Below are 15493 nucleotides of genomic sequence, written 5' to 3' on the forward strand. Positions count from 1 at the left end.
ATTCTTTTTAAACAAATCACCTGTATCTTTTGACGAATACAGGTGAAAAGCTTTGTAATATATCTGTTTTTTAATAAAAATCTATTCTTGATAATTGAAAGTGCCTAGTCCACCAAAGTTATCATTCCAACCAATAGTTTGTAATAGCCAAGGATTTGCAGTTAAAGCCGTTGTATTTAAACCATTAATATAATAGTTAGGATTGAATTTGATATTAACCGGCGCTCCATTAAAGTTATCCATAGGCGTAACTAATGCTGTACGGATAAAGTTTGTATTATAAAATGTTGCCAATGTTGCTAATTGAGCTTGGAAATTTGCCGCATCTGGATCTGCTACCACATTTGCACGAGCACTAGCCAAAGGATCTGTAGTTGCTGAAGATGTTGAAACTCTATATTGTAAAAAGTTACCAGTACGTTTTGTTCCGTTAATTGGTGTTAAACCTAATTTACTTACAGTACCTCCTGTAACTCCAGGCAATACTTCATTATCATATAACATCCATCTTTGAACATCCCAAAAACGTTTTCCTTCGTAAGCTAATTCTACTCTACGCTCATATAAAACAGCTTCAATTGCTTGATACTTATCAGAAAGGGTTCCAATTCCGTAATTGTTTGCTGAAGGAATACCAACACGATTTCTAATTCTTCCTAAGTAAGCTATAGTGTTACTAGTCTGACCTAAAGCAGCATAACATTCTGCAATGTTTAATAATAATTCAGCATAGCGATATTCAAAAATATCTGTACCAGAATATTGGAAGTTTGTTTCTTTACTAGCCGCAGTATTTGTCATTTTTCTTACGAAAGCTGGACTAGATATTGCAGTATTTCCATCTGAAAACCCTGCTTTATTTGAACCATCTAACCAACGGTAAGCCCAAAGAACGCTATTTGGAGTTTCTTTGCTTCCCCATTTAGAACCAGAGAAGGCAAAAGTTCTGTAAAATCTAGGATCTCTATTCACGAAGAAAGTAAAATCATTGTAACCGTTTGCAGCAGTTGGTCTACTACCATTTGCCATCGGGAATAAATCAATCATTTCTTTTGGAGCAGCAACTCCTCCACCTGTTCCACCTAAACTCAATAAACGGATTCCTTTTTCCCAAGAGTTATTAATTGCTTGAGAAGTAACACCAAATCCGCAAAGTTGCACTGTGATTGCTTCTGAACAGAAAGCGTTATCAATCAAGAACATTTGCTCCCATTGTTTTGCAGTGCTTCCATATAATCCATAACCGTCAGCAGTCAATTGAGCTTCTGCTTCCAATCCTGCTTTCAAAGCCGCTTCCCAACGTTCGTTTGAACCGTCCCAATTTTTATTAAATAAAGGGCTTGCAAATGTTAAAAGTACTCTAGATTTCTGAGCCATCGCAGCTCCTTTAGTAAAACGCCCGTAAGCTGCAGCGCCCCAGTTACTAGGTAATAAACTTGCGGCCATATCTAAATCGCTAACGATTTGTGCCACAACCTCAGAAACTTTTGCTCTAGGCAACTGAATTGAAGCATCAGTAGCCGATGCATCTTGAACAGTTGTTACAATAGGAACTCCTCCATAAACACGCATTAGATCAAAATACTGCATGGCACGCATGTAATACATCTGTCCTTTTGCTTGGTCACGAAATGTTTTATCCAAATTAGAACCTTTTACATCAATGTCTTCTAAAAAGGCATTACACTCTCTAATTCTGTTGTATGGATGGTTATTGATACTAGTTGCTAATTTCGCTCCATAATAACCACTTGCATCAGCTGAGTTTATAAGTGTTTTGTTTGGATTGATAAAATCTTGTGTTCCACCTAACTCTTCTGTCAATCTTGAATTTGCATCTGTATAAGAACCAATAATTGTAGCGGTTGGTGACTTATAAGCATTATAAAAATCATAATATTGATTGTCTACATAGGCTTGTGCACGCTCTTGGGTTTGGTAGAATGTATCATCGTAAAAGCCATAACCTTTCTTATCCTTTAGAAAATCATCACTACAAGAAGCAGCACCTACAGCAAGCAATAGTGATAGTGTTATATATTTAAATGGTGTTTTCATAGTTTCTTTTAATTTTGATTAGAATGATACGTTAAAATTAAGCGACCAAGTTCTAAGTGTAGGATAATTTACAGAAGAATTATCATACATATTTCTATAATGATCTGGATAAGGATTGTATAAATCCCAAAGATTATTACCTGTTACTCCCAGCGTTATAGCAGCAATTTTTGTATCTGCAAAAACTTTCTTAGGGATGTCATAGTTAAGACTTAAATTTCTAACAAAACAACGGAAAGTGTTTAGCTGCCAGAAATCTGATGGACTAGACATATAGGTCCATTGTGCTACGTTTGGATATTTACCATTTGGATTATCCTCAGCATCATACATATCTCTCCAGAAACTCTCACGAGACCACATATTGTTTGCAGATGATGTACCTTGATTTACTAAGTCTACAAAATTAGCTCCTCCCCAAGAAGTTGCGATTTGAGTTCTCAAAGAGAATCCTTCATATTTAAAACCTAAATTGGTTGTAAAACCGTAAGTTCTACTGCTATTAGCCAATTTCACATAATCATTCTCTTTCATGATTTGTCCGTCTGCTGGTGCTAATGTTCCATCTGGATTAAGTTGTCCAGCAACATCTTGATAAGCCAAAGATCCTTTTCTCATTCCAGAAACAGAGTTGATATCAAAATATCTTGGCACTCCTCCAACTGCTGTAGCACGTTCTGTTAAATATGCCCAGTAATTTGCAATATCTTCATCTGTACGTAAAATACCATCTCCTGTCGAAGTTCCTTTCCAAACTGCAAATCCCCATACTGGATTAAATGATGAATATCCTACACGTGTCGTATTACTTGATGGAACAAGATTTCCTTGATCTGGATATTTTTTGATTTCATTATTATTGTAACTAAAGTTGATTCCAATATTGTAACTCATGTTACTTTTTATCTTATCACTCCAGTTAATAGAAAATTCATGTCCCCACGCGTCAATTTGACCATAGTTTTGTTCGGCATAAGCTCCTCCTACAGAAATTGGCACACCTACAGCACTGCTCATATCTGTTAACATATCTGTATTTTTATCGTAATAAAAATCATAAGTAAAGTTTAATCTGTTTTTCAACAAATTAATATCAACTCCAACGTTGTTTTTTATAGTAGTGTCCCATGTTACATTTCTATTTGGATTTACTCTAGGAGTCAAACCATTTCCATTAAATCCACCACCACTCGTTGCTGTACCAGGTCCAAACTGAAAACCTTTGTCTACGATAAGATCATAATATTGCTCCCATCTCCAAGGCTGAATATTATCTTTTCCTGTTTTACCAATAGAGTAACGAATTTTAAAGAAGTCAACCCAAGGCAATCCTTTTTCAAACCAATTTTCTTTAGACATTACCCAACCCACTTGAACAGATGGGAAAGTTCCCCAATAATTCTCTGGTGCAAATTTTGTCGAAGCATCACTACGTAAAATAAACTGGAATAAATATTTTTGTTTAAAGCTATAATTTAAACGTCCAAAATAAGATAACGTTCCTCCTTCAACTTTTGTAGCCTGGCTATTAGAAAGGCTTAATGTACCAGCTGTACGATAATCTCCTAAATAATCTTTACCTGTTTGCTCATAAGCCAAACGTGTAAATGTATTGTATACTTCAGAAGCTTCACCCCCTACCATGGCTCCAATTTGATGATCTCCAAAAGTTCTGTCATAGTTGATCATGAAATCTCCTTGAGTACTTTTACCGTCTGTATTGTTATAATACACTCTCGAGTTTCTTACATTCGTCTCTAAAATATAACTACCTGTTGGATTTGTTGTTGCATTATAAAAACTAGGATTAGCAGCACTTGCTAAGTGTTTGTCTTGAAGTTGATAATCTCTAATTCTAACTAAATCATAAGGCAATTGAATTTGCTCTGTGTAAGCTGAACTTTGATTTCTTGAATACGTAACTTTGAAAGATAATCCTTTAACTGCAGCCAATTTATAGTTTAAGGAAGCATTTACATTGAATGTATTATCATCTGTAACTTGATGTGAACCATTATTTAAATTGGCAAAATAGTTCCATCCTGCAATATTATTGTTTGCATTTGCGCTTCCGAAGTTTTTGTTTGAATTAGGAAATGGAGAAACATAATAATTTTTACCATCTACATTTGTTTCCCAAGGCACGTGTTGCGGCATGTGTAACAAGAATCCGTAATCTGCCTGTTCTCCACCAGCAGCAGAAGCATAACTACCATCACTAATATTTGATGATGCTTTAGTGAATGATTTATCAACTGTTCCAACGTTTCCAGAAACAGAAGCAGAAAAATCTAAATTCTTAGCAATTTTCGCATTGATACCTGTACGGAAGTTCCATTTATCATACTTTTGATTTCCTAAATTTGCATCTTGCGTCAAATAAGTTGCACCAGCAAAATAGGTAATATCTTCAGTACCTCCACTCACATTAAAAGAGTGTTTTTGCTGAATAGCTGGTTTCCAAGCTTCTTTTAACCAGTTATAATTTAAGCCTTTCATTTGCTCCAATTCTGCATCCGAATAGATAGTAGCCGGATCAATAACAGCCGGTGCAGCTACTCTAGATTTAAAAAATCTGTTGCTAAAAACTCCAAATTCGTAAGCATCCAATACTTTACTGTGGCTCACTGCATCATTTATTGCAAATTGACTATTGTATGAAAACTTTGCTTTACCAGCTTTACCACGTTTTGTTTTTACAACAATTGCTCCTTGTGAAGCACGCGAACCGTAAATTGCAGCAGAACCATCTTTTAATACCGTAATACTTTCAATCTCAGAAGGATCTAATCTATTGAATTGCTCCAATGTAGGCTTACCATTACTTGGATCAACCTGAATCATATCATCAATGATGATTAAAGGTGTACTAAAACCTCCATCTTTAGATAAACTAAAAGTTTGACGGATTTGAACAGATCCTGCATCCCCAGGACGACCAGTACCACTAGTAACAGTAACACCAGGAACTAATCCTTTTAATGCGTCAGATAAATTGGTTACAGGTAAATCCATTAAGTCATCTGCCTTAATAGTAGCAATCGCTCCCGTAAGTTCTTTTTTCTTCTGACTACCGTAACCAACTACAACAATATTTTCTAATTGATTAAAATCGTCTTCCATTTTTGCATTAACAATAGAACGATTATTAAGAGGAATTTCTATTTTCTTCATTCCGATGAAAGAAAATACTAATGTCCCTCCGCTTTTAACTTTAATTTGATACTTTCCATTGTAATCTGTTGTCACTGAATTTTTGGTAGATTTTTCAGTTACGTTAACTCCAGGTAATAGTCCACCTAAATTGTCTGTAACGGTTCCCGTTACTGTAACTTGATTTTGAGCATAACTCAATACACTCATCAGTGCAAACAAAAGAAAACTACATCTTTTTATAAGTGCTTGTTTCATAAATGTTTTTTTTGGTTAGGTTATTAATTGTTAGTTAGTCATGTTTAATGCGCCTCTTCTATTAACAAAATTTTTCTTAATGGGATCTTAAATTAATTTTATTAAATGTTTAAAACACATTTATTTTAATATTCCAAAAATATGACGATGACACATTAGAACCGTCCTGCTCTATCCTGTTTTAATCATGTTATTTCAAAAAAAAACACTCAAAAAAAACAATATTAATAAAAAACGAATGGAAAAAATAGACGAACCTAAATATTTAAGACAAATGTTTGCTTATAACAAAATTTAAAAACTCATTTTGACTAAAAAACAATAAGATTGTTATCAAAAATAAACATATAGTATATATTCTGCAAAACTAATTACTATCACTGCTGATAGATAATAGCTTAGAAAATACTAATTTTTACGAAAACGATAGAGATAAATACTATAAGTATATTTTTTTTAGATTAAAAAGCTTACAAAAACAAATACAGGATAGCTACAGGATACTCAAAAAAAATCCTTAATTTATTTTACTAAAAAAAAATATTTTTAAACGTAAATTCTGACCAACAAATTGCAAATAGCTTTTTTTTTGATTTTTGTGATGAATGGAAAGCACAAAAAAGCCCGCTAAATCCAATCATTAGCGGGCTTACCTTATTTTTATAAACCTATAATTTCTTCAGTGCATTAAAAACCAATCGAGCAACTTCAATTCCGCCCTGAGTTTGGAAATGTGTATTGTCTTTTTGTCCCTCTGGAAAAGCAGGAAACTTACCCGCTTCAAAATTCATAAAGTAATTCGTAGTGACATATTCTTGGCCTTTTGAAGAGAAGAAATTCATCGAAAGTTCATTCAGATCAATATATTTCACCTTCAATTCCTTTGCAACCTCAATAGCCGCTTGCGGATAGTCCCCATGAACATTTGAAAGTTTTCCATCTTTCCAAGGGTAATTTCGAGCAACTGGAGTAAGCACAATTGGTGTTGCGCCTTTTTCTTTGGTCTGATTAATGAAAAGTCGAAGGAACTCTTTATAACCTTCAATATTTACATAACGTTCAGTTTTTTCAACAGAAGCATCATTATGACCAAACTGCATCATGACAACATCTCCTCTTTGAAGCGATTGGTAAACCGAAGACCAACGCCCTTCCTGAAAAAAAGTTCTCGTACTTCTACCGCCTTTTGCACGGTCATCTACTTTTACTTCTTTGGCAGAGCCTAAAACATTAGAAACCAATTTTAAACTGTCTTTTCCAAAAAAAGGCTGAAAAACCTGTCCCCAACCAACCTGCGGAAACTTTTTAGTTTGATAATTTTCTTCTAACGAATAATCGGCAACGGTAGAATCTCCAATTAAATAAATGGTTGTTACTTTCGACTTAAAACTAAAAGCGCTCAGTATTAAAACCGAGCACAATGTTATTGCAAAAAATCTAAATTTCTTCATGAGTTTATTTTTTTGGATTCCATCCGTTAAAAACTAAATCTATATTATATTTCTGTACATCCTCTTTTTTTAAATGATGCGACCAAGAAACACGTGAAGACAAATCTTTTGCACTCGAGCCTTTACTTCCATATTCAGCATAATAAGCGGTTTTATCTTTATCTGGAAAACGAGTATCAATCCAAGCATTCCAACCTTCTGGAATAATGTGCGAACCTAAATCTGTATTAATGAAAACGGTTTGGGCATAAGGTCTCCAAGGTCTTCCCAGAAATACTTTATCTACCGATTTGTCTTTTGCGGTAAGCTTACAATCAACAAAAACAAAACCATAGGCTTGTCCCTGCGGAGTTGAAGCCGCTGTAATATAGGAATTGACTAAACTTTCAATCGTACATTTATAAAAATAAGCCGTGGCAGCGCCGAAAATAAAATCGGTTGTACCATTGATAAAACAGTTTTCAAAATAAGTTCGAGTGTTTCCTTCCGACAAATAAAGTGTATCCTGATTGGCTAAAAGATTGCAATTTTTTACAATAATTCTATCTCCCTTAATATGAAGTGCCACTGCCTGCCCTACTCTTCCTGCTGTGTTCTCGACAGTAAGATTTTCAAGCGTACAATCATTTCCTTTAATTATAAAAGAATATGAAGTTCCTGTTCCGAATTCTTTTTTACCCAACGGATCTAGTTCTCGAAGCGGTTTTCCTGAATAATCATCAAATGAAATAATCGTTTTATTTCGGTCCAAACCTTTTAAAGTAATAAAGGGTTTTGAAGCAGGAATTTCCAATTTCTCAACATACTTTCCTGGCTTTATAGTAATTACAACTCTTTTTTCTGAATTGTCTTTCACATTATTCACCGCTTCTTGAATAGTTTTAAAATCTCCAGAACCGTCTTGTGCAACGGTTAATGTCAATTTATTACCGAGCGTTTGGGCTGATATTGAAAGGGTTGCTATTAAAAATAAGGCTAGAATGTATTTCATATTTTTATTTTATTATATTTTGGTTAGAGACTTTTTGTCATTTCGAAGAAGGAGAAATCTTCGCAAGTAACTCCGCAAAGTGAAACACCAATCTTTGTCGAGCTTCTCGCGAAGATTTCTCCTTCGTCGAAATGACAAACTTTATGGTTACTGCAAAAAATCTTTGTCAAAGTTTTGAACTTTGACAAAGATGATTGTATTTCAATAAAATTAGAAATCCGTTTTAATCCGCGTTTTGCCAAGGGCAATCCGTATCATCCGCGTCCAAAAATTAATGCGACATCCAAACCGTCATTTCCCCTTTTCCTTTATTTCCCCACGCAAAATAAGGAATTAATTTTACTGGAACTACAGTTGCATCTTTAGAAGAAAGCGGTTTGTACAACGTTTTATTCCAAGAATTATTCGAATTTATAACGGCCTCAGCATCAATGCTTACTAAGTTTCTATTGTTTAATGTAAAATTGTTGGTTGCGAAATTTGATTTCAAATTCAAAGCCACATCATTTACACTAATTTTAGCAGGAAGCTGATCTGATTCTAAACAATACACTAAAGGTCCTCTTTTTACAGCTACCTGATTTTTAACTTCTTCCACCAACGGATTCGCTTCCATTAGTTCAACTGGCATTGGAAGATTCAATTCAATTACATCTCCTTTTTTCCATTTTTGATTTAATTTCAAGTAAGTTCCAGAAACGATTTTTTCAGTAATCTTTGTATTATTGACTGTAACTTCCGCATTCTCACTCCAACCTGGAATTCTTAAAAAGAAAGTCTGCAAATCTTTTGGCGCTTTTATAATTTTCAACGTTATTTTTCCGTCCCAAGGGTAATTGGTTTGCTGCTCAATTTCTATTTCTTCTCCACTTAAAGACTTTGTTTTCAATTGATTACTTCCGTATAAATTTACATACAAGCCTTTTTTCGAAATATTGTACGCATAATTTCCAACTTCGGCAATTGTTCTCGTTACGTTTGGAGCGCAGCAATTTGATAAGGCGATATAACCTTCACGCTCATTTCCCCAACGCTGATGAAATGGTAAATCATTAGAAACATTCAGCGGATTATTATACAAGAATTTTTCTCCTTCTAAATCCATTCCTGAAAGTACACTGTTATAAAGAGCTAATTCTACAATATCAGCATATTTGGCATCTCCCGTAATTTGAAGCATTCTCCAGTTCCATAACACATTTCCAATATTAGCGCAGGTTTCAGTATGAGCCGTTGCATTCGGTAATTGAAAAGGTCTTCCATAAGCCTGATGAATTTTCTGAACTACAGTTGGATCATAAGAAGTTCCGTCTGGCGAAACGCCGTCGTATAGAGAACCGCAACCTCCAGTAATGTACATTTTGCGATACGTTACATCATCCCAAATCGATTCTAAATTGTCTAATAATTTCTTTTCTCCCGTTTCGGCATACAAATCGGCAACTCCCGCGTAAAGGTAATTGGCTCTTACAGCGTGACCCATTGCAGTTGTCTGCTGTCTAAACGGAATTCGATCCTGATTGTCATCAGTTCCGTCATTTGTAGTTCCTCTAATGTCAATTAGATTATTAGCTAATTCCAAATATTTCGGATTTTTAGTCGTTCTGTACATTTCGACAATTCCCATATAATGAGACGGACAAATCGCATTTCGAGCCAACTCTGGCGAAGCTTTTTTATAGAAATCATACAAGAAATCGGCAACACCTTTTGCAATATTCAGGAAGTTTGTTTTTCCCGTGGCGCGATAATGAATACAAGCTGCAGTCATTAAATGTCCCATATTGTATTTCTCAAAACCCAATTGTTTTTTCACTTCTTCTGGGCCTAAAGTTCCCCAACGTTCATCGATTAAAACCGGTGTATGAATATAGCCATCTTTACGCTGCACTTTCGCGAAAAGCGCAATGGCTTTATCCATTTCGGCATCGAGCTTTTTATCTTTTGTAACAGCATACGTAGCAGCCATTCCTTCAAAAATCTTATAGAAATCGCCATCATGAAACGAAGGTCCTTTGAAAGTTCCTTTGCTTAAACCTGCAGCAATTTCGAAATTTTTATAGGCATGCGAAGTTTCATTATGATACAAATCCCACATGTAAGGCAAAGTATTTTTGGTTTCTACATCAAATTGTTCTTTCCAGAAACCGTTTGTCCATTTTACATCTTGCAGGCCTACGCTCTGAAGTTTTGAATATGGACTTTCTGAATTCGCAACCAAACCTTTGTTCTGCGCAAAGATTACAGTTGAAAGCAATAGAGATGATATGATGATGTTCTTTTTCATTTTGATATAAATTTAATCTGCTGGATCTGCTAAATCTGCGAGAGTTTAAATTTTTCTCGCAGATTTAGCAGATTGCGCTGATTTATTTTTTTCTTTTAATCTATTATAATCTCCTAATCTGTTTTTTTTCACGCAGATTTTGCAGATTTTAGCAGATATTTATTGATTTTTATTCTTTAAAAAAATCTGCAGAGATCTGCCTAAATCAGTCAAAATCTGCGTGAAACCTTTTTTTTTTATTTAATAAAGAAATTAATGGTTCTGCTCATTGAATCTCCGTCTGCATCTTTTACAGTTAGAACGAAAGAAGCAAATCCTTTTTCAACAGTTGTAAACTGAATTTCTTTTCCTTTTAAAACCACTTTTCCATTTTTAAGCTCTGAGAAAGTATACACAGGTTTCTTTTCATAACCTTTGAAATAATCTACAGCACTTAAAATCTTTTTCTCCCCAGAATTTACAAAATAATGAGGCTGAGCCAACCAGTCTAAATAATTATCCAACTGTGTAAATCCATCCTTATCAGTATCTTGATTCGCATCTGAGAAATCTCCAGCAGGCGAATTTTCATTTAAACCGAAAGCTTTTTCCCACCAATTTGGCAAACCGTCATGATCTGTGTCCCAATCTGATGGGCGACTTTCTGAAACAAAATTTGGCCATCCTCCAGCGTCTTGTTCATTATCGATCATTCCACCTAAACTGCTTTTACTTCCTTTGTAAGTGAAAGTTCCTTTTAGAGTTTCACCAATAATTCGGTTGTCGTGCTTATCAAAAAACGGTTGATTAGCGCCAACATCGGAAAGTACATTTTTATAAGCCGCTTTCGCTGATTGCGTTTCTACATACGAAGGAAAAAATGGTTTGTCAACGAAAGTTTCATACTCTACCTTCTCTTTATTTGTGGTAGTAAATTTTCTGCCTTTTTCCTGAGATTTTTCATCAAAATAACCTGGCATAACATTTCCATCAAAATAATAGCGCTGCATACCTTTTCCAACGCCTTCATGCTGTGCATTCAGCGCTACAAAAATTGCAGTTGAAGCACCTGGTTTATAGTAATTATTTACAAAATTAACTTCGTTTGCACCGCCGTCTGTTGCTCTTTTCCCCCAATTGTACACCACATTATTTGTAATATCCAATCTTCCAGTGTAGAATCCGTCACCGCTTAAACCACCGCCAATACTCCAGTTACGTCCGTAATTATGTGCCAATAAGTTATGATGAAAACTTCCAATATCACCGCCAATTGTCGCTGCATAACCGTGCATTTTACCAGCTTCGTATTTTCCGTGTCCCGCAACATTTAACGCTTCCGAAATTAAAGTTCGCTGTAATGTAATGTGATGCGCTCCTCGTGAACTAAACGACTCATCAATTGTCCAGCTTATCGAGCAATGATCGATAATACTGTAATCTGCACCCGTTAATCCCATTCCATCAAACGTTCTGCCTCCTCCAATACGAACTTTTAAAAATCTCATGACACCATCATTTCCTGTCAAACCTATTGGAGCTCTGCTAATAGTAATTCCTTCACCAGGAGCAGTTTGTCCTGCAATAGTAATATAGGGCTGATTTGCCACTAATCTAGATTCCAGTTTTATATTTCCCGAAACAGTAAAAACAATCGTTCTCGGTCCAATTTCCTGATTGATGGCATCACGTAAACTTCCCGGTCCATCGTCATTTAAGTTCGTTACTTCAATTACTTTACCGCCACGACCTCCAACTGCATAACGTCCGTAGCCTTCTGCTCCCGGAAACGCCAATTGTGCAGGTTTAAAAGACCACACATTCCCTTGAGTTACATCACCTTTATTATCCAATTCATCTACTCTCCAATAATAAGTTGTACCGCTGTATAAATCTGAAACTGTAAAATTTTTATCAATCAGTTTTCCTTTGAATTCTTTTGAAGATTCTGTTGCATTTTCTACAGCATTTTTGTCTTCACCAAAATACAAATTATGCGCTGCAACACTATTTGGAGCATCCCATTTTAAAATTAAACTTTTAGTTACTTCAACATGTTCATCTCTATTTTTTGGTTCTGGAGTACGCGCCTGATTCATCAAGTTTGGTGTATCAATTTCGAAACCATTAATCACAATTTGCTTAACAACATCTGGATTAGAAGTCGGATCAATTTCAAAACGAACAACTACATCCTTGCCTTTTTCAGCATTAAAAGTAATATATGCCATCGAAGCATCAATTTTAGCATTGGCTCTCTGACTCGCATTTACCGTTTCCTGAAGTTTTCCGTTAACATAGATTTTGATCGGAGAAAAAATTTTCCCTGTAATCACATCAAAAGCGTTATGAAAAGTCAAAAGTGTATGTTTGCCAGCTTTCAATCCGCTGATTTTCAATTCTAAATTTTCAGCCGTAACCAATCCATCACTTCCTAATCTATTGTAATGTGGAGCACTCATCCCAACTTTGTACCACTTTGAAGTAAAGTTTCCTTTTAACTTAAAAGACACATTATTAAATGATTTTTCAGCTTCTTTTCCTTCATTAATTACCCACGAATCATAACTTGGGTCATGAACTTCTTCTAGTCTTCTTTGAAAAAAGTCAAAGTCCACTTTTACAACTTGTTTATCAGTATTTGCAACTGATTGTGCTTGTCCATTTGTGGTCAAAAGCATGGACAAAACAGCAGCACTTATTAATTTCTTTATCATTATAGTTGGCAATAGTTAGTTTAATTTCGTTTTCTCTGCTTCAGATTTCCCTAACAGATTTATAATGTCTTTTTTTCTTTCTTCTGGAATTACTTTTAAAACCTTCAATTCTCCATTCATGAGTTCGGCTTCAATTGTTGTGTTTTGTTTGGCATGCAATTTAAAATGGACATTCCATTCTTTTGGCCAAGCTGGGAAAAGATAAATCTTCTCGTTTGTTTCCTGCAAAAGCATTTCCTGCATGCCAATCATTCCCGATCCGCCCCAATTATGATCTGGAACCCAGTCAAATCCTGGACCCCAAAAAGCTGGAAAACGTCTGTCTGAATTGGCCATTTTTAGCGTATTATATTTTGCTGCTTCTTCGGTTAAACCCAAACGAGCCGAGAAAATATTATCCTGTTTCCATCCAATATGACTTCTGAATTTTAAAGCATCTGGATCGTATTTCCATGTATTTAAAGCCGTTTCCAAATCAGGTTTTCCAACACCATAAATTCCCCACGGATAAACAGGATACAATTGCGGAACTTCAGAATTATTAATTCTTTCCCATGTTTTGGCAGGAAGCAAAACTTTATGATTTTCGATCTGCCCGAAATTTAAAGGCGGAATTCTCGTTTGAAATGCTTTTAAATATTCAACGTCTTCTTTTGACAACTGATTTCCTGAAAGGTTTAAAAGGTTTTCTGTAATAACTTGCAAAGCCGAAATTGTACTGTTGGCATTATTTGCCATTTTATAAGTTTCCGCTCCCGAACCTGGAAAAAGAATTAATTTTCCTTTTCCATCTAAAGCTTTTCTTCCTCGCTGTTTTGCTAAGTATTGATAATGTTCATCGAAAAAACGAAGACAGCTGATGATGAATTGATTGTATTTTTGAATGTCTTCTCCTGCAAATTCTTTCTGCTGCAACATCATTTGGCAGAATTCCAAAACGGTATCCCATTCGTATTCGAGCCAAGCATTGTATTCCATTCCCGGATCATAATCTGCAGGACGTTTCCATTCGTATTCAGCTGGATTTGGGAGTCCAAAATTTTCTAATTGTTCTGTAAATGAAGCTCCGTTGTGATTCCAATATACTTTGCTTCTTAATTCAGCATTTTTTTGAAGACTTACGTAATAATCCAATTGCGATTTCATCATATCAAAATCACCGCTTTTTACCATCGGAAAATAAACCAATCGTTGGTTTTGAGCCGTCATGGTTCCTCCTCCCCAATTTCTGAAATCAGGCGTAAAGTTCAAGTCTTTATTGGTGTAAACAGGATCAACTGTAAAAAGTCCGCCGTTAAATTTTGTTGGATATTTTCCGTACGCATTGCATCCCAGCATATATCTGAACAACTGATAATTCTGTCCAATTTGGTAAACCGAATCTCTGGCAGTTGATTGATTTTTTTGAGTGAAAATAAAACTGCGGTTCCAAAAATTATTCCACCATTTTTGAGTGTTTTTTTCAGCTTGTTTTACTGTGTTTTTATTCGAAGAAATTAGACTTTTCAATCCATTATCCCAAGTAGAAAAATCAGATTGATTGTTATTTAAATAAATTTCCAATGAATGTTTTTTCGAAGATTTTATACTTGATAAAGTAAATCCTTTAAAATCTGTCGACTGGTATTTCCCTAAATATGTTCCATCGGGTTTTAAATTATCACCTTTCATAAATCCGCCGAAAGTCAGATTCGCAATCGGGTTCAGCATTTGGGCTTTAACCGATTCCATTTTCTGCTGTTTAACCGCTACATCAAAAACCGTATTTTCTCTATTTCTATGATAAAATTTAACTCCGTTATTTTCAAACGAAATAGAATCTTTATACGTAATAAGTTCTCCCTGAGGTGCCCATTTATAGGAATTGGCGTTGTTTTCTTTTCCTTTCGGATAACGATTTTGAAAACGCCAACTTTCATAAGAAGCTGTCATTTTCAACGGATTTTTACTTTCTAAATCAACATGAATAATCGGTTTAAAAACATCCACCCAAAGTTTAATCTTAGTATCATTTTGGCCAACTAAAACATATCCGTCTTTCAGTTTTAACTCCTGACGAAAACCTATTGTCCCTTCAAACGGATTCGGGCTTAAAGTCACCTTCACACGTCCTAATTTCAATAAAGTATTATGTTCATCAAAAGTGCCGCTTCGTGAAAAATAAAAATACAAATCACCTTTCTCTACCCAAACATTCATACCAATATCACCACCACCTAAAGGCATAGATTCTGATGAATTGTTGCTTTGCGTTGTCCAAACTTGATTGTAATTATCAAGTGCAGGAATTTGCGCTTTGAGGCAAAGCGTGGTGAAGAGAAGTAGTAATAGTATATTATTTTTCATTTTTTACGTTTCCTGCAAGGTTTCCAAAACCTTGTAGGTATATTTTTTTTTAATTTTCTCTCGCAGATTTATTCTCATTTTTGTCATTTCGACGAAGGAGAAATATTCGCAAGTAACTCCGCAACAGTCGCCAATCTTTGTCGAGCTTCTCGTGGAGATTTCTCCTTCGTCGAAATTGTAAAAGTTACTTATTTCGGTAACGGATTTATCATTTCAATTGGCTTTTTTCCATCAATTCCCTGATGTGGTCTTT

General features: G+C 35.1%; 7 protein-coding genes. All 7 read right to left on the bottom strand.

What is annotated here, in order from left to right:
* Positions 1-81 precede the first annotated feature (81 nt).
* The 7 genes from AC3Y25_RS17855 to AC3Y25_RS17885 all read right to left on the bottom strand — a co-directional run bounded on the left by AC3Y25_RS17855 (position 82) and on the right by AC3Y25_RS17885 (position 15240).
* Entirely contained in the window at positions 82-2058 is a 1977-nt protein-coding gene (locus AC3Y25_RS17855) for a RagB/SusD family nutrient uptake outer membrane protein (RefSeq protein ID WP_379799338.1), read from the bottom strand.
* Positions 2059-2076: 18 nt separating this feature from the next.
* Entirely contained in the window at positions 2077-5469 is a 3393-nt protein-coding gene (locus AC3Y25_RS17860) for a SusC/RagA family TonB-linked outer membrane protein (RefSeq protein ID WP_489903671.1), read from the bottom strand.
* Positions 5470-6137: 668 nt separating this feature from the next.
* Complete coding sequence (locus AC3Y25_RS17865; RefSeq protein WP_489903672.1) at positions 6138-6920, bottom strand: rhamnogalacturonan acetylesterase; 783 nt, start codon at positions 6918-6920, stop codon at positions 6138-6140.
* Between the two features lie 4 nt (positions 6921-6924).
* Positions 6925-7911, bottom strand: a complete 987-nt coding sequence (locus tag AC3Y25_RS17870; protein WP_489903673.1) for a pectinesterase family protein — start codon at positions 7909-7911, stop codon at positions 6925-6927.
* Positions 7912-8182: 271 nt separating this feature from the next.
* Positions 8183-10198: an aceric acid hydrolase gene (locus AC3Y25_RS17875; protein WP_489903674.1), complete on the bottom strand. Its 2016-nt coding sequence runs from the start codon at positions 10196-10198 to the stop codon at positions 8183-8185.
* Between the two features lie 236 nt (positions 10199-10434).
* On the bottom strand, positions 10435-12894 hold the full coding sequence (locus tag AC3Y25_RS17880; protein ID WP_489903675.1) for a pectate lyase family protein: 2460 nt from the start codon (positions 12892-12894) through the stop codon (positions 10435-10437).
* 15 nt (positions 12895-12909) lie between these two features.
* A complete protein-coding gene (locus tag AC3Y25_RS17885; RefSeq protein ID WP_489903676.1) occupies positions 12910-15240 on the bottom strand; it encodes a DUF5703 domain-containing protein in 2331 nt (776 codons plus the stop codon).
* Positions 15241-15493: the final 253 nt, after the last annotated feature.

The sequence above is a fragment of the Flavobacterium sp. LK-23 genome (genome assembly GCF_058135255.1).